General features: G+C 53.9%; 17 protein-coding genes. 11 read left to right on the top strand and 6 right to left on the bottom strand.

Annotation, left to right across the window (positions count from 1 at the left end; genetic code table 11):
• Positions 1-5: 5 nt before the first annotated feature.
• Complete coding sequence (locus SH528x_RS18595; RefSeq protein WP_442511965.1) at positions 6-2,360, bottom strand: PSD1 and planctomycete cytochrome C domain-containing protein; 2,355 nt, start codon at positions 2,358-2,360, stop codon at positions 6-8.
• A gap of 306 nt (positions 2,361-2,666) precedes the next feature.
• On the opposite strand from SH528x_RS18595, the gene SH528x_RS18600 reads away from it, so the two are divergent.
• The 3 genes from SH528x_RS18600 (at position 2,667) to SH528x_RS18610 (ending at position 6,046) form a co-directional block, all read left to right on the top strand.
• The gene (locus tag SH528x_RS18600; RefSeq protein WP_442511966.1) at positions 2,667-4,832 is read left to right on the top strand and encodes an FAD-dependent oxidoreductase; all 2,166 of its coding nucleotides are present in this window, start codon (positions 2,667-2,669) and stop codon (positions 4,830-4,832) included.
• A 347-nt stretch (positions 4,833-5,179) separates the two neighbouring features.
• Positions 5,180-5,770, top strand: a complete 591-nt coding sequence (locus SH528x_RS18605) for a sigma-70 family RNA polymerase sigma factor (protein ID WP_442511967.1) — start codon at positions 5,180-5,182, stop codon at positions 5,768-5,770.
• Between the two features lie 15 nt (positions 5,771-5,785).
• Positions 5,786-6,046 carry a hypothetical protein gene (locus tag SH528x_RS18610; protein WP_442511968.1) on the top strand — a complete coding sequence of 87 codons (261 nt, stop codon included), beginning with the start codon at positions 5,786-5,788 and terminating at the stop codon, positions 6,044-6,046.
• A gap of 93 nt (positions 6,047-6,139) precedes the next feature.
• Here the strand turns inward: SH528x_RS18610 and SH528x_RS18615 are convergent, their stop codons facing one another.
• Positions 6,140-7,027: a LysR family transcriptional regulator gene (locus SH528x_RS18615; RefSeq protein ID WP_442511969.1), complete on the bottom strand. Its 888-nt coding sequence runs from the start codon at positions 7,025-7,027 to the stop codon at positions 6,140-6,142.
• A 213-nt stretch (positions 7,028-7,240) separates the two neighbouring features.
• Between SH528x_RS18615 and dinB the strand changes: the two genes are divergently transcribed.
• Positions 7,241-8,437 carry a DNA polymerase IV gene (gene dinB, locus SH528x_RS18620; RefSeq protein WP_442511970.1) on the top strand — a complete coding sequence of 399 codons (1,197 nt, stop codon included), beginning with the start codon at positions 7,241-7,243 and terminating at the stop codon, positions 8,435-8,437.
• An 89-nt stretch (positions 8,438-8,526) separates the two neighbouring features.
• On the opposite strand, the gene SH528x_RS18625 is transcribed toward dinB, so the two are convergent.
• Positions 8,527-9,396 (bottom strand): helix-turn-helix domain-containing protein, encoded by an 870-nt coding sequence (locus tag SH528x_RS18625; RefSeq protein WP_442511971.1) that lies wholly within the window; start codon positions 9,394-9,396, stop codon positions 8,527-8,529.
• A 265-nt stretch (positions 9,397-9,661) separates the two neighbouring features.
• Here SH528x_RS18625 and SH528x_RS18630 point away from each other — a divergent pair, with 265 nt between their 5' ends.
• The 4 genes from SH528x_RS18630 to SH528x_RS18645 all read left to right on the top strand — a co-directional run bounded on the left by SH528x_RS18630 (position 9,662) and on the right by SH528x_RS18645 (position 16,452).
• Entirely contained in the window at positions 9,662-10,945 is a 1,284-nt protein-coding gene (locus tag SH528x_RS18630; RefSeq protein WP_442511972.1) for an L-rhamnose isomerase, read from the top strand.
• 218 nt (positions 10,946-11,163) lie between these two features.
• Positions 11,164-12,594, top strand: a complete 1,431-nt coding sequence (locus SH528x_RS18635; protein ID WP_442511973.1) for a hypothetical protein — start codon at positions 11,164-11,166, stop codon at positions 12,592-12,594.
• Positions 12,595-12,623: 29 nt separating this feature from the next.
• Complete coding sequence (locus tag SH528x_RS18640) at positions 12,624-12,842, top strand: hypothetical protein (RefSeq protein ID WP_442511974.1); 219 nt, start codon at positions 12,624-12,626, stop codon at positions 12,840-12,842.
• A gap of 163 nt (positions 12,843-13,005) precedes the next feature.
• The gene (locus SH528x_RS18645) at positions 13,006-16,452 is read left to right on the top strand and encodes a family 78 glycoside hydrolase catalytic domain (protein ID WP_442511975.1); all 3,447 of its coding nucleotides are present in this window, start codon (positions 13,006-13,008) and stop codon (positions 16,450-16,452) included.
• Between the two features lie 314 nt (positions 16,453-16,766).
• Here the strand turns inward: SH528x_RS18645 and SH528x_RS18650 are convergent, their stop codons facing one another.
• The 3 genes from SH528x_RS18650 to SH528x_RS18660 form a co-directional block, all read right to left on the bottom strand.
• Complete coding sequence (locus tag SH528x_RS18650) at positions 16,767-17,426, bottom strand: dioxygenase family protein (RefSeq protein ID WP_442511976.1); 660 nt, start codon at positions 17,424-17,426, stop codon at positions 16,767-16,769.
• A 75-nt stretch (positions 17,427-17,501) separates the two neighbouring features.
• Entirely contained in the window at positions 17,502-19,106 is a 1,605-nt protein-coding gene (locus tag SH528x_RS18655; RefSeq protein WP_442511977.1) for an arylsulfatase, read from the bottom strand.
• A 208-nt stretch (positions 19,107-19,314) separates the two neighbouring features.
• Positions 19,315-20,214, bottom strand: coding sequence for a rhomboid family intramembrane serine protease (locus SH528x_RS18660; protein WP_442511978.1), 900 nt, complete (start codon positions 20,212-20,214; stop codon positions 19,315-19,317).
• A gap of 432 nt (positions 20,215-20,646) precedes the next feature.
• On the opposite strand from SH528x_RS18660, the gene SH528x_RS18665 reads away from it, so the two are divergent.
• The 3 genes from SH528x_RS18665 to SH528x_RS18675 all read left to right on the top strand — a co-directional run bounded on the left by SH528x_RS18665 (position 20,647) and on the right by SH528x_RS18675 (position 23,786).
• A complete protein-coding gene (locus SH528x_RS18665) occupies positions 20,647-21,714 on the top strand; it encodes a 3-deoxy-7-phosphoheptulonate synthase (RefSeq protein ID WP_442511979.1) in 1,068 nt (355 codons plus the stop codon).
• A gap of 27 nt (positions 21,715-21,741) precedes the next feature.
• Positions 21,742-21,972 (top strand): hypothetical protein, encoded by a 231-nt coding sequence (locus SH528x_RS18670; protein WP_442511980.1) that lies wholly within the window; start codon positions 21,742-21,744, stop codon positions 21,970-21,972.
• 665 nt (positions 21,973-22,637) lie between these two features.
• A complete protein-coding gene (locus SH528x_RS18675) occupies positions 22,638-23,786 on the top strand; it encodes an acyltransferase family protein (RefSeq protein ID WP_442511981.1) in 1,149 nt (382 codons plus the stop codon).
• Positions 23,787-23,806 lie beyond the last annotated feature (20 nt).

Below are 23,806 nucleotides of genomic sequence, written 5' to 3' on the forward strand. Positions count from 1 at the left end.
AAGCATCAATCAATGAAGGTGAATTCGTTGGTCGCTAACAAAACATGGACGTATTGTTGCCAGCGGTCGGATTGCGATTCGGGTTTCGCATTGGCAAGATAGGCCACTCCCAAATGGATCTCTTCGTCGCGAGGTTCTCGCGAAAACAACCGCCGGTAGACCGCGGCGATCGTATTTGACACGTCTCCTGGATTTTCCTTTGCGAGCTGATCGGCAATCCATTTTGCTTGTTGATTCAGCAGAGGACCGTTGAGTGCATACAATCCTTGCAGCGGGGTGACCGTTGCCATTCGTGCAGGACTGTGCTGTGTCGGATCGGGAAAATCGTGCACCATCAACGTCGGCGAGACATCACGTCGATTCACGGTGGCGTAGAGCGTTCGCCGATTGTTTGCGGCCGAGTCGAGCGTGAGTGACAGACCACCGAGCGTGGGGTCCAAGCGTCCGCTGGCCGTTAACATGGCGTCACGCCACTCTTCGAATGTCAATCGACGTCGGTTCATCCGCGAGAGCCAAACATTTTCAGGGTCGATGCTGGTTCGCTGTGGCGAATCGGCCGAGGATTGCTGCCACGTGGCCGACATCAGGATGTCGCGATGCAGTTGCTTGATCGACCAATCGTTCTCGATGAATCGGGCCGCCAAATCGTCTAGCAATTGCGGATGGGTTGGGCGACTGCCTTGTTGACCAAAATTGCTTGGGGTGTCGACAATCGCTTGGTCAAAGTGAGCTAACCAGATTCGGTTGACGATCACGCGTGCGGCCAACGATGCGGCTTCGTTAGTGATCGATTCCGCTAACTCCAATCGTCCACTACCGTTTTCAAAAGGACGTGGATCTTCGCTCAACACGGTCAGGAACCGGCGGCGAACGACGGGGCCGGGGCGATTCGGATTGCCACGTATGAACGACGGTAAATCACGAGGTTCGGGCCGGTATTCGAATTTCGTTCCCTCTTGGGGCGTTTTGCCGGCGCGAACCACGTACATCGATTCTTCGGACAACGCGTTGGCCATCGGCGTGTCGTAGTGCGGCGTTGTCGATTTGAGTTTCGCGATCTCTGCGGACAATTCGTCGATGTTTTCTTGAGGTACCGGCTTTTGTTTTTTCAGTTTGGCGACTTCGGATTCCAGTTTTTTAACCGCTTGCTTTGCCAAACGGACTGGTTCGTATGTTGCTTCATCAATCAAGGGACGCTCTTCATGTCGGCTGCTGGCGAACACACCAGCAAGTCCGTAGTAGTCGTCCGCACTGATCGGATCAAACTTGTGATCATGACAACGGGCACAGGCGACCGTTAATCCGAGAAACGAGCGAGTGACCGCGTCGACCCGTTCTTCCCATTCATCAGCCACGATGACTTTGATGATTTCGCATGGCAGCTTGGGCTCTTTCCAATAGGTCGGACTTAGACTGATGAATCCAAGGGCGGGCAAGTCCTCCGGGCCTGTCTGTGGCATCAAGTCGGTGGCGAGTTGACGATGAATGAATTCGTCGTAGGGGATGTCTTTGTTAAACGCGTCGACAACCCAGTCGCGATAAAGATGGGCCTGGCTTGTTTGCGGCAACCAGCTGGCGGTGCGATCCGTGTAGCGTGCCATGTCCAACCACCATCGTCCCCACTTCTCGCCGTATTGTGGTGATTCCAATAGCGTGTCGACGAGATTCTCGTAAGCGTCGTCTGATGTGTCTTCAAGAAACAATTGCAGTTGTTCAGGTGTTGGCGGCAATCCGGTCAAGTCGAAATACAGCCGACGAACCAGCGTCACGCGGTCCGCAGGTGGCGACGGGGTTAGATTGTGTTCTTCCATCGCGGCGAGCACGAACGAGTCGATCCGTGTTTGCGGCCAATTGGGCAGATTTACGGTTGGTAGCGGTTGTGGCTCGACGGGCTGAAACGACCAAAATTTGCGGCCTTCGGCAAAGTCGATACCGCTGGGTTTTCGAATCGCCAGATCATTTGATAATGGAAATGCTGCGCCGCGTTTGACCCAGCGGGTCAGTTCAGCAATCTCACTGTCCTCCATTTTTCCTTTAGGCGGCATCTGAATGCCGTCGTCGTAAAGAATCGTTTCGATCAGCAAGCTTTGCTCGGGTGATCCGGCAACGAGCAGAGGACCGCTGTCGCCGCCTTGAGCGATCCCGGACGCCGAATCCAATAGCAAACCGCCTTGCACCGTGTCGGAGTCTGCGGAATGACACTCGTAGCAATGTGTGCTGAGCAGCGGTCGAATTTTCCGCTCGAAATATTCGATTTCTGCTGGATCCTGCTCGATGTTCGCTGGCTGTGGCGTTTCCGCAGCCGTGCTGGCGACGAGCGTGACACAGCTCAGGAAAAGAATGCAGAATCGAAAATACATAGACTTTCGGACGATATTTGAGGCGGGCAATACTTCGAAGGCGGGAACCGATAGTCTATACGATAAGCAGGCATTATGCACCTAATGCGGGATGAAACCCACAAAACTGGCAAACGGGAGAAAACATAGCCGCCGAGGGCAACTAAAATCGGTCTTTGTATGGATTCCAAGATCGAAGTTCGATTGCGGTTCGGCGTCGTTCGCGTAGAATCCCTATCCGAAGAATCGCGATTTCCTCGGCCCCATTTGTCTTCTTTGTTCTCCCTGCCTCTTTCCTTTTCCCCACCTTCCGGAGTTTCTCCCCCCATGCGTTTGATTTTTAATCCGAATCGAATTCTGCCGACTCGATTGGTCTCCGCGAATGGGCTTGTGCTACTGATTGCCATGCTGACGATGATGCCGCCGACGGGGTGTGCGAACGAAAGCAGCAGTGATGCAAAGGTCTACGACGTGGTGATCTACGGTGGCACCGCCGCGGGCATTGTTGCGGCCGTGCAAGTCGAGCGACTCGGGGGCACCGCCATCGTGATCGAACCGAGTTCGCGAATCGGTGGTTTGACGACGGGCGGTCTCGGCCAAACCGATATCGGGAACAAGGCCGCAATTGGCGGCATCTCGCGTGAATTCTATCAACGCATTTCTCAGTACTACCAAAAGCCAGAGAATTGGAAGTGGCAGACCGCGGACCAATACAAAAGCAGTGGTCAATCGCGTACCGCCGATGGCGAGTCGACGATGTGGACCTTTGAACCGTCCGCAGCACTCGCGGTACTGCAGAGTTTCGTAGACGAGCACGATGTGAAAGTGGTCTACAACGAACGACTCGATCGCACAGGAAGCCGGCGGTCGGGCCAAGTCGGCGACGGCGTTGAGATCGCCGGTGGTAAAATCAATTCGATCCGAACCGTAACTGGAAACGTTTACCGCGGCCACATGTTTATCGATGCCACATATGAAGGTGATCTGTTTGCAACCGCTGGAGTCAGTTACACCGTGGGACGCGAAGCCAACGCGACCTACGACGAAACACTTAGCGGAGTGCAAACCGCAAACGCCCGGCACCATCAATTGATGCCCGGTGTTGATCCGTACGTCCAAAAAGGCGATCCGTCGAGTGGTTTGTTGCCAGGCATCGACCCTACAGGCCCTGGCGAAGAAGGTGCCGCGGACGATCGCGTGCAAGCGTATTGCTTTCGGGTTTGTTTAACCGACCATCCCGAAAATCGTATCCCCTTTTTCAAACCCAAGGATTACGACGCGAGTTTGTATGAGTTGATGCTGCGGAATTTTGAAGCGGGCCAGTCTGGGTTTCCCGTGATCAACTCGGGCATGCCCAATCGCAAAACCGACACCAACAATCGGACAGGTTTTTCGACTGACTTCATCGGCCAGAACTATGACTACCCCGAAGCAACGGATGCGGAACGTGAGCAGATCATCGAGCGGCACCGCAATTACCAGCAAGGTCTGTTTTGGACGATGGCCAACCATCCCCGTGTTCCCGAGGGGACTCGCAAAATCGTCAGCCGCTGGGGAACCTGTAAAGACGAATTTGAGCGTGAAGACGGTTGGCAACAACAACTCTATATTCGCGAAGCACGACGTTTGCTTGGTGACGAGGTGATGACACAGCATCACTGTCAAGGACGCAAGTTTGCTGAAGATCCGGTTGGCATGGCGGCCTACACGATGGATTCGCATAACGTCCAACGCTACGTCGATGCAAATGGTCACGCTCGCAACGAAGGCGATGTGCAAGTCGGTGGATTCCCGCCTTATCCGATCTCGTATCGTTCCCTGCTGCCTAAGCCGAACGAGTGCACCAATTTGATTGTTCCTGTGTCGTTGAGTGCGTCACACATGGCGTTCGGTTCGATCCGGATGGAGCCCGTGTTTATGGTGTTGGGGCAATCATCGGCAACCGCTGCGATCCAGGCGATTCGTCACAAACAAACGCTGCACGAAATCGACTATGCAAAGTTTCGTGAGCAAATGACCGCCGATGAACAAGTCTTGGATTGGAAACCAGAGCTGCGTGAAGGATTCTCGATTGATCCAGAGAAACTATCGGGAGTTGTACTCGATGACGTCGCTGCCAAACGCACCGGTTTTAACGGAGCGGGTTATACGGTGCCGAAGTATGTCGGGCACAATTATCGGCACGACGGGGACGTCGACAAAGGAAAGCAGCAGGCGACGTATTCGTTGGCGGTCGCGGAGCGGGGACGTTATGCGGTTCGTTTGTCTTATACAGCCAACGCCAATCGCGCATCGAATGTTCCGGTTACGATTACCATCGCTGATAAAACGCGGACCGTGACGGTGAACCAACAAAAAAGTCCGGGCAATGACGGTTTTATCACGCTGATGCAGGATGAGTTGGTTAGCGGAAACGTCACCGTGACGGTCAGCAACGAAGGCACCAACGGATACGTGATCATCGACGCCGTCCATTTGATGCCCATCAAGTAATCTCAAACGAGAGAGTCCACGCTCTGGCGAGCGTAGCTACGACATTGTCGCCGTTCAGCAGCCGGACTCTAAAAAAATGTGAGAATTGGGTGCGGATGTGAGCTCAAAGAGGGCATTGCTTGATTGCAAAGCCCTGGTGTTGCCGCGTCCCATTCATGGGATACGGGCCGCAACTTATCCAATCGCTTTGCTCAATCGCAATTTGTCGGGATTATAAAACCCGCTAAATTGCTCAGGAAATAACGTCCGCTTGATTTTGCGAGCTGAACGGTTGCACACATTTCAATTTTTGATTTGTAATCTCCGCTCGCAAAGGTGTAGAATTGTGAGCTAATGAGGAGATTGAGATGATGGACGTTCCAGTGGAGACGGAGAAGCGTTCGGCAACCAATCCGGCGACATGGGTTGATGAATACGGCGACAGCCTGTATCGGTATGCGTTATCGCGATTGCGTGACGCTGAGGCCTCAGAAGAGGTCGTCCAGCAAACTTTTCTCGCAGGTCTTGAGCATATCAAGCAGTTTTCCGGGCAAGGCTCTGAACAGGGCTGGCTGCTAGGGATCCTCAAACGCAAAATTATCGATTTGGTTCGTGTCCGCAGCCGAACGACTCAATTGATCGAAGAGGACGGTGGCGATCCGCTAGATCGTATGTTTGACCGCAACGGAAATTGGCGGAAAAATACACACTCGACGCTTCAGCAGCCCCTCGAATCAATCGAACGAGAGGAGTTTTGGCCAATTCTTCGAACCTGTTTAGCGGATCTCCCCACCGGCCAAGCGGACGCATTTACGCTTCGAGAGATGGACGAATTGGGGACGAAAGAAATTTGTAAGAAAATGTCGATTAGTCCGTCTAACCTGTGGGTCTTACTTCATCGAGCCCGTTTGCGTCTAGCAAACTGCATGAAAAGTCGTTGGAATTTAGAACAAGGTTAAGTGGAAGTCGATTCAATGCTGAGCTGCAAAGAGATATCCAAACTTGTTTCGCAATCAATTGAACATCCATTGCCTTTTCGGAAACGGATGGAGCTTTGGATGCACATGCGGTTGTGCAGTCTTTGTTCGGCTTTTCGCCGCGACGTTGTTTACATGCATGAGCGAATGCAACAGGACGCACCTGATTTGAGCGAAAACGGGGAAGGTGATACGGAAAAACTTCCGGTGGATGCCCGTCTGAGGATCAAGCAAGCGATCCGATCGCGTCAGTCGTAAACATTACTGTGGTTAAGAAGTTTCGCATTTTTGTGAGGCGTGGCGTCATTTCGAACCAAATTCCCTGAAGTTGACCTTGGCTACAACTGGGCTTTACTTCGTGAACGTCGCCGAATATTGATGGATCGCTTTGCGGAATTCTTGCAGTAGTCTGCTTTGGAATCGATACGGATTCCACACTGCCGCGATCGTTCGCATTGGCTTCGGACTGGCTAAGGAACGATAGAGACGTCGTTTGCTTTTGTCGATCGCTCGTGCCATCGCCGGCACCATCGAAATGCCGTGCCCGAGAGATACGAGCTCTTGCACCATTGTCAACTGACTCGTCTTTTCCATCGAAACTGGCTGGAATGCCCGTTGCTGGCAAAACGAAACGATGTTGTTCGATAGACAGTGGGCTTCATCAAGCAGCACGAACGGCAGCGTTTGAATATCAGCCAATCTGATTTGCTTCTTCTGGCTCAGTGGATGTCCCGCCGGCATCACAAGGTGCAATTCCTCTTCGAACAGGTTGTCAATTTCGAGATACTTGGCCGGGATGGGTAACGCCAGGATCGCTAGATCCAATTCACCCTGCGTCAACCGTTGCAGTAAACTTTGCGTGGGTTCTTCCTGGACGAGTAGTCTCGCCTTGGGGAACACGGACGCGAACTGGTGTAACAATCCGGGCAGGAAATAGGGAGCGATCGTGGGAATGGCTCCCAACCGTATCCGACCTGATTGGCCGTCATCGGTGATCTCGCTGAGTGTGTCATCGATAATCGACATGATCTGGCGAGCCCGACTGACCAACAGTTCTCCCGCGTCGGTCAGCACCATTTTTCGTGATTGACGTTCGAACAGCGGTTGACCAATCTCCTCCTCTAATCGCTGCAATGATCGACTGACCGCAGGCTGCGACAACCCGAGTTCCTCGGCAGCCCGAGTGATGTTTGCGGTTTGCGCGATCTTCAAAAAGTGAGTCAGTTGGTCAAATTCCACTGCAGATTTCCTCACGAGTGCCATTCGCGCCAATACGCCCCGAGTCGGAATGCCCCGAATGCGTGAACTTTGTGAGCCGACGGCGCTAGCCGCGGGCAATTCCCCAACAAAATCGAAGGGCCCGCGGCTAGCGCCGGCGGCTCAGATGAAAACGCTCAATTCAATCCCTTTGGGCTGTCCCCAGGCGATGGAGCGTATTGGAACCGACCTAATGTGTGCAATACAAGACGGGCTCGATCCGCTAGACTGTGCCTCATGATTTTGCATATCGACATGGACGCGTTTTATGCGTCGGTGGAACAGCGTGATAACCCTTCGCTACGTGGCAAACCGATCGTGGTCGGTGGCAGCGCAACGGGCCGGGGCGTGGTGGCGGCTGCCAGTTACGAAGCACGTCGTTTTGGCGTCTTCAGCGCGATGCCAATGAAAACAGCACTCCAGCGATGCAATCACCTCGTTGTCGTGCCAGTTCGAATGGAAGTGTACGCGGTTATCTCGCGTCAAATCCGCGAAATATTCAATCGCTACACACCGCTTGTCGAACCACTCTCGCTCGACGAAGCCTTTCTTGATGTGACGGGATGCCAAGCTTTGTTCGGTTCGGCGATCGAGATCGGGCGACAAATCCAGCAAGCGATCCTGAGTGAACTTGGTCTGAATGCTTCGGTGGGCGTTGCCCCCAATAAATTTCTCGCCAAAGTCGCCAGTGGTCACGCCAAACCTCGAGGATTCACGGTTGTCGAAGCCGACAAGGTCCACAATTTTCTAGACCCGCTTCCGATCAACAAAATTTGGGGAGTCGGCAAGCGGGCTGAAGAACGTTTAGGGCAGATCGGTATCTATCGTGTTGCGGATCTGCGAAACGCGGATATTGATCAATTGACGCGATCCATGGGCAGCGGGTCGGCAAATCACTTGTACGCATTGGCGTGGGGGCGAGACAACCGTGCCGTGGTACCCGATCGCGAAGCCAAATCGATTTCGCACGAGACCACCTTTCACGCAGATGTCTCGGACAGTGAAGTGTTGCAAGCGATCCTGTTGCGATTAACCGAGCAGGTAGGCCGCCGATTGCGTCGGCATGATCGCTATTGCAACACGGTAACGTTGAAGCTGCGGTTCAGTGATTTTCAGACGCTCGCCCGCTCGGCCACGCTGGCTTCGCCCAGCAATTCGACCAACGAGTTGTGGGAAACCGTACGTGACACTTTGCTCACTCGGATTCGCATTCATCAACCCGTTCGGCTGGTCGGGATGGGAGTGAGTTCGCTGGTCAGTTCACGGACTCGCCAGCTCGATTTGTTCGATGACAACTGTAGTCGCGACGCGCAAGTGGACCAGGCGACCGATTCGATACTCGATCGTTTCGGCAAAGGGGCCATCCGCCGCGGCACGACGCTGGAATCTTGACCTCGTCGACAGCGGCCCTCACGTTTTACGCCCCTGGGAGCGAAGCGGATGGAGTGCTGATGGCAGAGCGTGTTTATGCGTGAGCAAATTTATTCGGCGAAAGACGACTTGTTGCGATACTCGCGAGGGCTGCACTGCATGGTTTTGCGGAATTGACGCGAGAAATAGTTGCTGTCGTTGAAGCCTGCATCAAATGCGATCTCGGTGACTCCTTTGTTCGTCGTGCGCAGTAATTGTGCGGCGCGGTCGATTCGCAACCGTATCAAATGTGCAATCGGCGTGCATCCCATCGCTGATTCGAATGCCCGCAGAAAGCTTCGTCGCGACATCTGGGACAATTCAATCAAGTCATCCAATTGAATTGGTTCGGTAAAGTGACTCTCCAAATGCGAGATTGCATTGGCGATGCTCAAAAGCGATTTAGAATCAACATTCTTTGTTCGTCCATAACATCGTGAAAGATGTCCAACGATTTGCATGAAGGTTGCGGTTGCAATGAATTGAAACCCGCTGGTTCGATCACGCAGTTCGCTGTCGAGTTGGCGGATCAAATCCACGGCGGTGGCAAGTTCCGTATTCGTCACCTTCAACCGACTTTTGAATTGATGCTGTCGGCGCCACGCGGGTTCGAGATGAAACAACGCGTGGTATCCCGGTAACGAGGGAAGATCGTGCAATCGCAGCGTCAGTGCTTCCTGTTGAAACAAAATATTGGTTAGCTGCAATCGGTTTGTGTTCAAATAGTCATGGGGCCGAGATCCGCCGATCACGAACACGTCACCCGTGGTTAACGGCCACGAGTCTTCACCGGTCACGTGCAGTCCCTCACCGCCGGTAACGACAACGATCTCAGAGAATTCGTGTGTATGGATTCCGAACGCTTCTTGCGGATCACGGCGTTCCACAGCGATGGGAAACCCGTCCTCATGAAACCAGTCTTCGTTTTTGAGGATTTGCATGGTGGTTTCGCCCGCGTTTTGATTCGGGGGCATTGCGAATGTCCGATCAAGCCACAAAATAGGAGAAGAGAATCGGCACTGGTGGCACTATTGTGCTAATAAATGTCACGATAGTGAAGGTAGTGACCCAAAACCTACGTTATTGTCTAATTATTAACCACTAGGCTTAAGAGGTCTATTCGAGAAACGAATGCTTTTTGAGCCCGAGTCGCACAAGGCTCCACCCTGATTGTGACTCGTTATTTAGATTGAGGAATCATCCGCGATGGTCAAGTCTGCAAACATTGAAACCGCTTACCGATTGGCGCAAGAGCGTTACGAGTCGCTTGGAGTCGACGTTGACGAAGTGATCAAGCGATTGCAAAAGGTTGCGATCTCGCTGCATTGTTGGCAGGGGGACGATGTCGCAGGCTTCGAGGACAACGGCAGCGAATTGGGGAGCGGTTTGGCCGTTACGGGTAATTACCCTGGCCGCGCTCGTACGCCCGATGAACTTCGTCAAGACTTGCAGATGGCGTATTCGCTGATCCCCGGCAATCATCGTTTGAACTTGCACGCTTGCTACGGGGAATTCCACGGTCAAGTTGATCGTGATGAAATTGGAGTTGCCCAATTCGAAGGCTGGATTCAATGGGCCAAAGAGCAAGGCGTCAGCCTCGACTTTAACCCTACCTTCTTTGCTCATGAAAAAGCGTCGGACGGTTTTACTCTTTCGCATCAGGACGCGGGCGTTCGTAAATTCTGGATCGATCATGGGATCGCGTGCCGTCACATTGCCGCGGAAATGGGCAAGGCACAAGGCAACCCGTGCATCAATAATTTCTGGGTTCCCGACGGCTATAAAGACACGCCTGCGGATCGCAAATCGCCACGTGAACGCTTGGCCGCATCATTGGATCAAATCTTTGCCGAACCGGTTAGCAGCGACCATACGCTCGATGCGGTAGAATGCAAATTATTTGGCATCGGATCAGAGAGCTACGTGGTCGGCTCGCACGAATTTTATCTTGGTTATGCCATTTCACGTCAGAAGCTACTTTGTCTTGACGCCGGACACTTTCATCCCACCGAAGTGATCTCGGACAAAATCTCGTCCGTATTGATGTATGTTCCCGAAGTGCTGCTGCACGTCAGTCGCGGGGTGCGTTGGGACAGCGATCACGTGGTCACGTTCAGTGACGAACTGCAAGCGATCACTCACGAAATTGTGAGAGGAAAACATCTGGATCGCGTGCACATCGGCCTCGACTTTTTCGACGCCAGCATCAACCGCATAGCAGCGTGGGCGATTGGTACACGCAATGTGGTGAAAGCTCTTTTGATGGCGATGTTGGAACCGACTCAGACGCTTCAACAATTCGAACACGATGGCGATTACACATCGCGATTGGCGATGATGGAAGAATTGAAATCGATGCCGTTTGCCGCCGTCTGGGACTATTACTGCCAAACGGCTGGCGTTCCCGTGGGCGCCGAGTGGCTCGAAAAGGTGCGTGAGTATGAATTAAGTACGCTTTCGTCACGGACCAATGAGTCGACTCCGGCCTAAGACGTCCTTTCGCCGTTTCGTGCCCACCACCGGTAAAGATTTCATGGATGTTCCGTAGTGGAGCTTGGTAAAGATCCCACCCCGAGGATCTTTAGCAAGATTCACTACGACATGTATTTACTTCGTATGCTGAGCGATCAGCGACAAAGCGGCATGATGCTCAGCAATGGCCGCTTACTTTAAAGATTAGAGATACCCAAAGCGAAGGAAACAACTGGATGAACGAAGCCTCGGCCCACGCCGCTGAAGAACACGCCGCTGAAGAACATACTGGTGGTGAGTACGAACGCCAACGAGTGCCTGACAAAGCGTTATTGGGCGCTGGGAAATTCTGGGGCATGTACGCTGGCGAACACGCAGCAGGCACCGAGTTTATGATCGGCCCGCTATTTTTGGCCGCCGGAGCTAGCCTCGCCGATCTGATCCTCGGTTTACTGCTAGGCAACATTTTGGCGGTACTGACGTGGCGTTACCTTGTCACTCCGATTGCGGTCGCCAAACGATTTACGCTTTATTACCAATTAGAACGGATCGCGGGCGGGTCACTCGTCAAGCTTTACAACGTCGTCAATGGCGTGTTGTTCTGCTTCTTAGCCGGAGCGATGGTGACGGTATCGGCCAGTGCGGTCGGTGTGCCATTTGACATTCACTATGCCGTTCCGGAGCAAACGTTTGGCTTCGGTGCTCCCTCGTTCACAGCGCTCGTTGTCATCGTAGGGATCGTGATGGCAGTGATTGCCGCAGCGGGGTACCAAACGGTGGCAAGAGTCGCAAACATCGCGGCTCCCTGGATGATTTGCATTTTCGCTGCGTGCGGAATCGTGTCATTAATCCAAATGGGAGCGACCAGTAGCGAAGCTCTCTCCGAAGGCAAATACTGGAGCGATGCAGTTGCGTTTGTCCAAGCAAAGAGTGGTGAGAAGCCGTTCACATTCTCACAAATCGTGATTTTTGCGTGGCTTTGCAACGGAGCGATGCATTTTGGGATGGCCGACTTGTCGATCTTCCGCTTTGCACGAAAACCCTCTTCGGGTTGGGCTCCTGCGGTCGGAATGTTCCTTGGTCATTACATGGCCTGGATTGCTGCGGCACTTCTGTTGGCAGCACAGATCAAACTCTCCCAAAACGACTCGGCCAACCCTGGCATGTTGGCTTGGGGAGCCCTCGGTTGGACCGGGATTATTTGTGTCGTGATCGCAGGTTGGACAACCGCAAACCCCACCATTTATCGAGCTGGCTTGGCGTTCCAGGGCATTTTCCCAAAAAGCTCTCGCACCGTGATGACATTGGTGGCCGGAGCGGTCGCAACCATGGCCGGGGCGTTTCCAAACTTGTCCGCCCAGCTACTCGGATTCGTCGGTACGTACGGCACAGTCCTGGGCCCGATGGGGGCAATCATTTTCGTCGACTACCACCTGATGAAGCGATTCGGATTGCAAGACGAGTATGCAGCGCGTCGCAGCCAGTCGGTCAACATGGCTGTGCTAATTGCCTGGCTATTGCCGGTCTTCGTCGGGCTTTACTTGATCTTCGCTCGTGACCTGTTCGCCGCCTACGCCGTTATCCCATGCTGGATCATCAGCGGAATCCTGTACCTCGCTCTCAGCAAAATGCTTCAATCGCCTGAGAGTGAAGTTACCGCCAATTAATTGCCGCCCCTTCATCAACGAGAAAAACAATGAATCCAATCGTATTCAAAGTGGCTTCGCTGCTAGCACTGGCGGCGACCATCGTTCCAAGTGTTCTCTGCTTCGCCGGCCTGATCGATCTGAGTGTCGTCAAAACATCGGCATTGATAGGAACCCTAGTTTGGTTCGCTGCGACACCGTTCTGGATGAGCCGCGATATTGATCCCGAAGAACTGCACCCTGGCAGCGAACCGAGCGTCGAGATTTAGTCATCCACATTGAGCCGGTGACCATTGTTGCAATACGGTGATGTCCCGGGCTTTTACCCCCCTATATACACCGCAGCTCGCTTCCGGCCCCGCAGGCTTTCGAATCGACGGGCGTGTTGCTGCGTTCGTGCCTACTCCCATTTCACCCACCCATTCTGACAATATGCAAATCGAGCCCAACGTCTTCCGACGTCTTTCCTTGTTTTCACTCGTGGCGACTCTTCTCATCGCTGGCGGACGCCTGACAGCGGCCGAGCCAGGCTTGAGTGTCTCTGATTCATCACTTCGCTGCGAATATCGAGTCAATCCACTCGGGATCGACACACTTCGCCCGCGTTTGAACTGGATCGTCACTTCGGATCAGCGAGGGGAATCGCAAACGGCTTATCAAATCCGAGTGGCATCATCGGCCAAGTTGATTGCGACCGACCTGCCCGATCTGTGGGATTCGGGAAAAGTTTCGTCGTCCGAAACACTGCACATCCAATATGATGGAAAACCGCTTTCGTCACGGCAAAAGTGTTATTGGAAAGTCCGCACTTGGGATCGCAATGGCATCGCTTCGGATTGGAGCGAAACAGCATTCTGGACAATGGGGCTGCTAGAAGAATCCGATTGGGATGCCGAGTACATCTCGTACAAAGACTCATCATCAATTTCTAAAGACACCAGCAAGCTATATTTGCCGGCGGCTCGCCAGTATCGCAAAGCGTTTTCCTCTGAAAAGGAAGTGGCACGTGCGACGGTGTATTCGACCGCACTGGGAATCTACGAGCTCGAGATCAACGGCTCGCGAGTCGGTGACGCGTATTTTGCACCCGGTTGGACTGATTATCGCCAACGGGCGTACTACAACACGTACGACGTGACTGATTTGGTCAAACGTGGCGAGAACGTCATCGGTGCTCGGGTCGCAGACGGTTGGTACAGCGGGTATGTGGGTTTTGGCTTGTTAACCGGCATGGGGACCGAACGCCAGGGAAGGTGGAACTACGGCAAAACCCCGTCATTGATGACGCAGATGGAAGTCGAATATATCGACGGCACGCGAGCTACGATCAGCACCGACGCGACTTGGATGGTCACCGCGGACGGGCCAATTCAAGAGGCGGATCTGTTGATGGGGGAATCCTATGACGCCCGTAAAGAGATGCCGGGCTGGTCGTCACCCGGATTTAATGACGCGAACTGGGACAACGCGATCCTGGCACGCGACATGGAGAACGTCGTCGCAGACTTTTACGAAGCTCATAATCCCAAAAATGTCGGTGGTGGAACACGCATTCAAGGCACACCACGTGACCTGGGCTTCAAACGTCCCCGACTCGAATCGTTTCCTGGCGTTCCCGTCCGTATCACTGAGGAACTGCCAGCGAAAAAAATCACCGAGCGTGAACCGGACACCTATGTTTTTGACCTCGGACAAAACTTTGCGGGTGTGATTCGCTTGAAAATCAAAGGACCCGCCGGACATCGCGTCCAGATTCGCTATGCCGAGATGTTGCATCCCGATGGTCGGATGATGACCGAGAATTTGCGTAAGGCACGGGCAACGGATTACTACGTCTGCAAAGGCGACCCGAATGGCGAAATCTACCAACCACGATTCACATTCCACGGTTTCCAGTTCGTCGAAGTTGCAAACTTTCCCGGAAAAGCCGACTTGGATGCGGTGACCGGTTTGGCGATGCATAGCGACACGCCAATGACGAGCACGTTTGAGTGCAGTGACCCAATGGTCAACCAATTGTTCAAGAATGTAGTCTGGACACAACGAGCAAATTTTCTTGATTTGCCGACGGATTGTCCTCAACGCGACGAGCGGATGGGGTGGACCGGAGACGCACAAGCTTACGTTGGAACGGCTGCTTACAACGCCGACATCGGTGCGTTTTACACCAAATGGCTTCGTGAGTTGATGGAATCACAACGCGAAAGCGGTGCGTTTCCTGGCTACGCTCCGTTCCCGTTTCAACACGGTTGGGATTTTGGATCGGCCTGGGCCGATGCCGGTGTGATCTGTCCCTGGACGATTTGGCAAGCTTACGGCGACACTCGCGTTATCCAGGATTGTTGGGAACCGATGACCCGGTTCATGCAATGGCGAGAACAGACGAGCAACAACGATCTAGGCATCGTTCATGGCAACGCATGGGGCGACTGGTTGGCGCAAGGCGCTAGCACGCCCTTGGATTACGTCGATACTGTCTACTTTGCAATCTCGGCGCGGATGATGTCCGAAATGGCCGAAGCGATCGGCCACGGCGAGGAAGCCAAAACGTACCGCGACCAATTGCAGCGGACCAAGAAAGCTTTCCAAGCGAAATACCTTCGCGACGATGGCAGCATCAACGTGAACACTCAAACCGCGCAAGCCTTGGCGTTGTTTGCCGATCTTGTTCCGGAGAAACAACGCGAAGCGACGGGACGTCATCTTGCAAAAATGATCGCCGAAAATGGCAACCACATGTCGACCGGTTTTCTAGGTACACGGCCGCTGCTTCCGGTGCTTTCGAGTGCGGGACAACACGACCTGGCAACCTTCTTGCTTCAATCCCGCGAGTTTCCATCGTGGGGCTATGAGATCGAAAACGGTGCGACCACGATCTGGGAACGCTGGGACAGCTATACCAAAGAAGAGGCGTTTGGACGGCACAACGCCGCAATGAACTCGTTCTCGCACTATGCGTTTGGCGCGGTATGTGAGTGGATGTTTGATACCTTGGCTGGAATCAAATCGGACGGCCCGGGATACAGCAAGATCATCATTCATCCTCATGTGCCCACGCCCAACAGCAATGCGATGTACGATGTCATCGATTGGGTGCGAGCTTCGCATGACTCGATTCGCGGCACGATTCGTAGCGATTGGAAGGTCGCCGATGGCAAATTCCATTTGCGCGTGACGATTCCAGCGAACACGACGGCGACGGTGGTTCTGCCGACCGATGATCCGCAATCGGTTTACGAATCAGGCAAGTCCGCCTTGGATAACGTGAATGTCAGCAAGCCTCGCATTAAAAGCGGGGTTACGATGTTTGTTGTGGGGTCGGGTGACTACGAGTTTACGATGCCTTTCGCGAAGCAACCGGTGCGCAAAGGTCTAGTGACGTCAAAACCCAAAGACACTTCGATCAATCCGGATGGCATCGACATGACGAATGCCAAGGAATTGGTGCGATGGAATTTTGATAACAAGGCGGATGTGAAAAAGTGGACGCACATGTCCAACGTCAAAGTCGAGCAGCGAGACGGTAAAGCGTTCTTGGTCGCCACTGGCGACGATTCACAGATGTCGACGCGACTTCCAGAGACGGTTTCCGGGACACTCGTAATCGAATTGCGAGCGATGCCTAGTAAGGGAGCAACGAGCCAGTTTTTCTGGGCGATGCCCGAGCGTGGATTTAACGGAACACAGCAGAGCATCCGTCCGTTGACTGCAAGCGATAAAGTGAACGCATATTTGTTCAGCGTGAATGAGACAAAACCGATTCGGAGCATCCGTTTCGATCCGTTCAATACGTATGACGAACATGCAAACGTCGGTGAAATGTTAATCGAGTCGATTGCGATCTATCGACTTGGTGAATCAACAGATTCCGGCGAATAGGCTTTAAGCAAGTAGGCAGGAATCGTTGGGTGAATTCCCGTTAGCCGTTTGATCGCTAGTTCGACTGTCCCATTTCGTGAGCCGAACGCGCTAGCCGCGGGCCGCCGCACGGTAAATCGCGGATAAAAAGAGGCCCGCGGCTAGCGCCGTCGGCTCACAAATGCAGGGAAAACGAAAAATGGGACAGTCGAGGCGGCAGGCTTGTTGATTCAGTGAGCCGTGACGCGTGAGCGTCCGGGTTCCACGCATTACCCGGTGCCTTACGGCCCACGGCTCACCACTGCGATTTGCACTTCGACAAATGCAATTAAGCCTTACGCCTCGGGTGTACGGCCGAGGACAATATCAAACTTCGCTGCCAATTCACCCAATTTTGAATCCGCCAGCGGGGCAAAGTCAACGATTACCGATTGGCGTGCCGCTGGATCATTGATCCGTCGCAGCACTCCGTCGTTTTCGTTTTGTGCGTTGCCCTTCACATAACACTGAGTCGTAAATGGCTTTCCGGAGTTTTGCTTGACCGCAAAGTGAATGTGTGGCGTGCGACCAGGGTACGGCACCGGTTTGATCGTGCGAAAATAGTACTCGCCCGTGCTGCTGGTCAGAAAGCGTCCAAAGCCTTGGAAGTTTGAATCTCGCCCGCGACCACTTTCGCCACGTGAATGCAAGTAGGCACCGTGGTTATCAACTTGCCAAATCTCGACCACGGCATTGCGAATCGGGTTGCCTTTGGGGTCCAGGATTCGCCCTGTCAAATGAGTGATCTCACCCACCGACGGTTTGATTTGATCGTTAACGATCAGCAAATCGTTGTCGGTGTCCAGTGGCAAACGATCAGGATAAAACGGGCCAGCGGTTTGAGCTGGCGTACGCATCAATTCTTCGGCGAACACTCCGGGCGTGACCATCGCCGCTGTCAATAACGAAGATTGAGCAAGAAAATGACGCCGATGAAATAGACGGTTTGGTTTCATCTTCACTAAGCCTAAATAGAAACGGGGAATGCGACTGCGGGGCAGACGCGGGTGGGGAAGCTTGTACGGCTGACGTTATTCTAGCGGAACTGCAGGGTAACGACCTGATAATCGTTTTGGCATCGCACTTGGGGTGTAACGAACGCCTGTTCCCCAGTCACCTTGAGGGCGGTAGTGTGGACTATTGCGAGTTGATTGCGGTTTGTAAGCAGACTGGCCACTTTCGTCGCACCACCATTTCAACCATTTTTCGCTCAACTCGTTGACGACCGCAGGCTTCGCCGCTGCAAGATTCGTTGTCTCGAGGGGATCGTTTTGTGTGTCAAACAGTTGCCAGCCGGCTCCATCCACTTCGGCCAACGTCCAGCGATCGGTGCGGATTGCACGATTATCCATGTATTGGAAATAGAGCGGGCGTTTCCGATGCCACGCTGTATCACTGAGTATCGGCAGAAACGACTCGCCCGCCACGTCGTCGGCATCACTGCCGAATGCGTCGAGAAAGGTCGGTAGCACATCGACCATGTGCACCGCACGAGAGTCGATGCGTCCAGGTGTGCCCGTTTTACCGGGCCACCAAGCCACCGCACCTGTGGTGACGCCACCAGCGTGTTGGCCAATTTTGTACATTCGCCATGGTGTCACGCTCGCATAAGCCCAGCCGGTGCCGGGTTGCCAATTCGATCCTGGATCACCCGGCAATCGATCCATTTTCAACATTGCTTCGTCGACCACCGAAAAAGAATCGGTTCCATTGTCGCTGAGAAACAGAACCAGCGTGTTGTCGCCGTGCCCGTTGTCTCGGATCGACTGCATGACTCGCCCAATTCCGCGATCCATACGCTGGACCATCGCCGCGAAAACGGACATTCGCAAGTCTTCTAAATCCCGTTGTTCGTCGCTGAGTGAATCCCACTGGGGAAGGTTCTGGGGATAGGACGGAAGCACAGCATCGGCTGCTACGAGCCCCATTTCTTTTTGGCGGTGGAAGCGGGCTTCGCGAATGGCCTGCCAGCCTGCAGCATACTTGCCTCGGTATTGCATGATGTCGTCACGCGGAGCCTGCAGCGGATTGTGCGGAGCTTGGTAACTTAGATACAAAAAGAACGGATTGTTTGGTTCCTGTTTTGAGGCGTCGTCGATGAACCGAATCGCCCGGTCGCTCAATGCATCGCTGCTGTAATAGTTGTCACCAAAGTCCGTAAACGGCTCACGATCAAGTCGGTAACTGGGGGCTCCGGCGAAATGATCGGCAAAGCCTGACAAAAATCCAAAGAAGTGATCAAAACCGCGGTCCATCGGATGGCCATCTAGATGCCATTTTCCGATTAACGCCGAACGATACCCCGATTCACGCAGTCGTTCTGGCAACAGGGACGTTTCTTGGAAATTCGGCAGAGCATTCGGCCACCAGCGACCAGTCAACATCGACGCACGGGAAACGACGCACATGCCACCATTGTAAAAATGGGTCATGCGAACACCTTCATTGGCGAGCTGATCAATGTTGGGAGTCGATATCTCGCCTCCGTAACAACCTGGGTCTGAATACCCCATGTCGTCGGCAAGAATCACGACGATGTTGGGTCGTGAGTCGGCGTATGCGGTATTAGCAACCGCGAAGGAAACGGTAAACGCAAACGCAGTCATCAGCGAGAATGGCCGCAATACCAGATGCATTGTTTTAAACGCAAATTTCAATAACTCCGTCACAATCATCCTTCACATCTTAAGATTAAACAGAATGAGCCAAGTTGCAGCACTGGTTCTGCGGCAGGAGCCGGGGAACGAGCGTTTTGGCGTTAAGGATCGGAATCATTGTCATCGCCAGCAGCAGATCATGCAAACCGGCGTGTCGCACCGTGCATGCGCGAAAGCAGGATGCGCGTTAACCCGCAGCACCAAGACCGACGATCCACGCGACCGCGATCAGCGTGATCGCTGAGACTCCCGCAACGGACTGAACCCACCGGCTGGCCAACCAGCGATCAGGCAAACGGCTTCCAGCCCAGCCAATCAGCAACCCTGCGACGAATCCAGTGACGTGGGCGAGCACGTCGGTGCGTTCGCCGCCGACTCCAGTGAACGCCAGTAACAGCACTCCACCGATCAACGGACTCCATCGTTTAAACGGTTTGTCTTGTGCCGACGCCCAGCGGCGAAGCCCATGCGATACGATCATCCCGAGTGCGGCAAACACTGCGGTCGAAGCGCCGATAGAAGTATGTGCCGCTGCTTGGGCCCAGGCGTTCATGCCGTTGCCCATCGCACCGGCGATCACAATTCCAAGCCATGCCACACCGCCTCCGAGGGATCGTCCGGCAAGCAGTCCAAAGACGGTTCCAAATAACAGGTTCCCCATCAAGTGGGCCGCATCTAAATGAAGCGTTAAAGCTGTGATCATTCGCCACCACTCGCCCGCAACGACGCTGCCCGAATGCATCCGCCCGGCCTGGAACCACTCAAATCCAAACGCCGATTTTGCGGCCAGCACTGCGACAAACATCAGAACGACTGCGTACAGAAAGACCGCCGGAGTCGCTCCTTCGAAAACGGGATCTGCGGTGCGGCGACGTGGCGCGGAATCGCTGTTTTCGTTTTGATACGCATCGAGTTCGGCGATGGCGACGTCCTGGTTTTCTCGAGCAACGACGAGCAACCATGTGCCTTCGCGAGATACCGCCTCGGCAGCAATGCCAGCGGCCATCAGCACAAGACGTGCTTCGAAACATTCGCTTGATCGGTTCGTCCTGAGGACGATTTCATCACTTGGCGGCTGATTATCCATGCCACTATCTTCGGCGTGGATGATTGATTTAGCAATCCGACGAGCGACAATCGTAGGACGGAACGTAGCGGAGTGGATTTCCGGCAGGGCGGTGGCAACGAATTCACCATCACTTTCGCATCTGCCGGATCTGCGTCGCTTAGGGCGACTTGATCCGGCCTACAACCACGACGAAAAATGCGGGCGGGGGTTGCCGAAACCACCTCTAGAAATGCTGGCTGTTGATCGAGTTGGCTCTAGATACAATAAGAGAGTGCATTGTTTCCCAACGCCGCACCCCTCTGCCTTTGCGACTTTGTAACGGTCGTATCAAACAATTCCGCCTAATTTACTGTCCGCATCGGGTCCAAATTCGATCCCCGGTTGATCTTTTGCGTCCATCAACGATAGTCAACGCTTTCGAATTGAATCCGATTCCAACCAGACGACGCGATGACCGAGAAAACCCAAACGCCAGCGACCGACGATCTTCGCATTAACGAGATTAAGCAGTTGATGCCACCGAAAGATCTGATGGCCGAGATCCCGGTCGAAGCCGAGGTCGCGGAAACTGTCTCCAGCGCTCGAGCGGGCATTCAGCGAGTGCTTCGCGAAGAAGATGACCGTTTGGTGGTTGTCATCGGCCCGTGTTCGATCCATGACCCCGAAGCGGCGCTGGAATACGCTCAACTGCTGGCCGTGGAACAACAAAAGCATCACGACAATTTGCTGATCGTGATGCGGGTCTATTTCGAGAAACCTCGCACGACCGTCGGCTGGAAAGGGTTGATCAACGATCCTGGGTTGGACGACAGCTTCGAGATCAATCACGGCCTGCGAACCGCCCGAGGTTTGCTGCGTGACATCAACGCGATGGGTCTGCCGACTGGCACCGAGTTCCTCGATTTGATAAGTCCCCAATACATCGCCGATCTTGTCGGTTGGGGAGCCATCGGGGCACGAACGACCGAAAGCCAAGGGCATCGTGAACTCGCATCCGGTTTGTCATGCCCCGTCGGCTTCAAAAATGGAACCAGCGGCAACGTGCAAATCGCCGTCGATGCGATCTGCTCGGCCCAGCGTCCGCACCATTTCTTGTCGGTCACCAAAGAAGGCACGTCGGCGATCTTTGCTACAACCGGCAACAGCGATTGTCACGTGATCATGCGAGGCGGTATTCACACGAACTATGACGCTGCGAGTATCGATGCCGCATCTGATTTGCTAAAGAAAGCAAACCTGACCCCGCGAATCATGATCGACACCAGCCACGCGAACAGTCGTAAAAAGTACACGCGTCAACGCTACGTGTGCCGCGATATTTGCAGCCAGGTTGGCGATGGCGACAATCGCATCATGGGCGTGATGATCGAAAGCAATTTGGTCGAAGGCAACCAGAACCTCAGCGACGGAAATTTGGTCCGTGGCAAGAGCATCACCGACGCCTGCATCGGCTGGGACGAAACAATCGCGATCCTGCAAGACCTCAGCGACGCGGTCGAGTCACGCCGCAGTAAATAATCGGTCGTCAAAAGACGGCAATTTTTGGTGAACGCCAGCACTGGTACCCAGGCTCCTGCCTGGGTACCCAATGAATCGCAGGCTCCCGCCTGCCGCGCGAGTAAAGGCGAGGCGGGAGTCTCGAAAGAGTTGCAGGCCGGATTAAGGACGCAGAATTATGCCGGATCGGCTCAAACGGTTGCCGTTTCGAATGAGCCTCGGCCCGAGATGAAATTCCCAATTGCGTTCGCCGATCCGGCATTGTCGCCGTTTGCTTGATCCGGCCTACTGAAAAACGCGACTTCACAACCTGACGCGTTGAGTTCAATCGCAACATCGCCGTCACCACGTCGGTTTCCTCCGGTGAGTCGTCGGACAACGCATTGACGCGATCGATCTAGACATGCGGATCGATCCAGCCGCCTCGATGCGTCGGAGTGCTCAGCGGCATCGAGGCTGTTCCCGTAGCGACCTGCGAGGCGACTTTACGACTCGCTTCAAGCCTCGAAGTAGATCACACGTCAAGCGAGGATCCTGCATCCGCCCCTGGAAATAATGCGGTTTTTTTTGCGAATCCGTTTGTGTGGCCAAACACAATTGACGTCGCGGACCATCCAAGTTGGATGCGTACGGATATCGATAGATTTGGGTGATCGCGACAGCCGAGGCGCTGATGTCCCGGAGAGGGCAAGATGGGTTCGTTGGTCAACGGGATCAATGCACCACAAACTAACGCGTTTGCGGCTATAATCGCACTCAGCTCGGTCTATCCTACTACTATAAAGCAATGCCGAACTTCGAAAATATTGTGGGATAGGCTTCGTAGCGAAAGTCGCGAAGACTTTCGTTCATCTGTGCCCCACCCCAAAACTCTTGGCGAGTTTCGCTACGAAAAATCCGTCTGGCTCGACAGCCTGGAAGTCGATCCGACATTATAAAGCCAAATGGAAACAACTAACAAGCATCGACCCGAGCGGGTCTGGCGGCACGGCGAGCATGTGCCGGAGCTGGATGGGCTTCGTGGATTTGCCGTTCTGATCGTGACGCTGTATCGGTTCGGAAAAGAGTTCCCGACGGATACCGTGGTCGGCAAAGCGATCGGGTTGCTGTTGAGCCAGGGGGATCGAGGCGTCGATTTGTTCTTTGTGCTCTCGGGCTTTTTGATCACTGGAATCTTGGTCGACGGAAGAGATCGCCCACACTACTTTCGCAACTTCATTGCCCGCCGCAGTCTACGGATTTTTCCTCTATATTTTTGCACGCTCGCGGCAATTGTGGTCGGCGCAAGGTTCATCCCTCAGCTGGCTGAAATGTTTGCACTCCCGCTTGAGAATCAGTTTTATCTGTGGACCTATTTGGTCAACATCAAGATGAGTTTCGAGAACCAATGGTGCTTCGGTTACCTCGATCACTTTTGGTCGTTGGCGGTGGAGGAGCACTTCTATCTTGTTTGGCCACTCATTCTGTTCTGCGTCCGACCGACATTGACGCTTCGTGTCGCGATCGGTTTGGCAGTACTCAGCGCGGTGTCGCGAGTCGGCTACGTCCTGGTGTCGCAACACGGTGTTGCTGCTGACGTTTTGACAATCTTTCGTGTCGACGCGCTGTTGATCGGAGCCGCGGTTGCCATCATCGCTCGCAATCCACACGGTCTCGAGCCGCTAAAAAAATGGTTGCCGATCCTGGTCGGTGCTTGTGTTGCAGTCGTCGCGATGGGGATGTTGTTCGGTAAGGGGTTGTACACGATCCCGCATACGTTGTGGCCGGTGATTTGGGCATGCGTCCTGGTGTGGTTGATGACGGCGAAACGCAGCGACGCGCTGGCTCGCTTTTTCAACTTGGCGGTACTGCGATCGCTTGGGAAATACAGCTATGCGATGTACATCTTCCAAAACCCTTTGATACCGCTTCTGTCCGCAGTCCTAACCGCCACCACGTTCATCTCGGCAATCGGCCATCCCATCGCCAGCCATCTCGTCTACATTGGCTTGATGTTCGCAATGACCTACATCGCCGCGGTCGCCAGTTGGCATTTGTTGGAACGGCATTTCTTGAAGCTGAAACGGTATTTCCCAACGAACGCCGCGGTGTAAGGCATCAAGTTCGAGCTGAG

The organism is Novipirellula methanifontis, assembly GCF_052161655.1.
Classification (GTDB): domain Bacteria; phylum Planctomycetota; class Planctomycetia; order Pirellulales; family Pirellulaceae; genus Novipirellula.

What these genes read in the sequence shown, in the direction of transcription:
- SH528x_RS18655 (WP_442511977.1), bottom strand. Translation starts at nt 19,106, where the DNA reads ATGCATCTGGTATTGCGGCCATTCTCGCTGATGACTGCGTTTGCGTTT.
- SH528x_RS18610 (WP_442511968.1), top strand. Translation starts at nt 5,786, where the DNA reads ATGCTGAGCTGCAAAGAGATATCCAAACTTGTTTCGCAATCAATTGAA.
- SH528x_RS18595 (WP_442511965.1), bottom strand. Translation starts at nt 2,360, where the DNA reads ATGTATTTTCGATTCTGCATTCTTTTCCTGAGCTGTGTCACGCTCGTC.
- SH528x_RS18625 (WP_442511971.1), bottom strand. Translation starts at nt 9,396, where the DNA reads ATGCAAATCCTCAAAAACGAAGACTGGTTTCATGAGGACGGGTTTCCC.
- SH528x_RS18605 (WP_442511967.1), top strand. Translation starts at nt 5,180, where the DNA reads ATGATGGACGTTCCAGTGGAGACGGAGAAGCGTTCGGCAACCAATCCG.
- SH528x_RS18630 (WP_442511972.1), top strand. Translation starts at nt 9,662, where the DNA reads ATGGTCAAGTCTGCAAACATTGAAACCGCTTACCGATTGGCGCAAGAG.
- SH528x_RS18600 (WP_442511966.1), top strand. Translation starts at nt 2,667, where the DNA reads ATGCGTTTGATTTTTAATCCGAATCGAATTCTGCCGACTCGATTGGTC.
- SH528x_RS18665 (WP_442511979.1), top strand. Translation starts at nt 20,647, where the DNA reads ATGACCGAGAAAACCCAAACGCCAGCGACCGACGATCTTCGCATTAAC.
- SH528x_RS18660 (WP_442511978.1), bottom strand. Translation starts at nt 20,214, where the DNA reads ATGGATAATCAGCCGCCAAGTGATGAAATCGTCCTCAGGACGAACCGA.
- SH528x_RS18675 (WP_442511981.1), top strand. Translation starts at nt 22,638, where the DNA reads ATGGAAACAACTAACAAGCATCGACCCGAGCGGGTCTGGCGGCACGGC.
- SH528x_RS18650 (WP_442511976.1), bottom strand. Translation starts at nt 17,426, where the DNA reads ATGAAACCAAACCGTCTATTTCATCGGCGTCATTTTCTTGCTCAATCT.
- SH528x_RS18635 (WP_442511973.1), top strand. Translation starts at nt 11,164, where the DNA reads ATGAACGAAGCCTCGGCCCACGCCGCTGAAGAACACGCCGCTGAAGAA.
- SH528x_RS18645 (WP_442511975.1), top strand. Translation starts at nt 13,006, where the DNA reads ATGCAAATCGAGCCCAACGTCTTCCGACGTCTTTCCTTGTTTTCACTC.
- SH528x_RS18640 (WP_442511974.1), top strand. Translation starts at nt 12,624, where the DNA reads ATGAATCCAATCGTATTCAAAGTGGCTTCGCTGCTAGCACTGGCGGCG.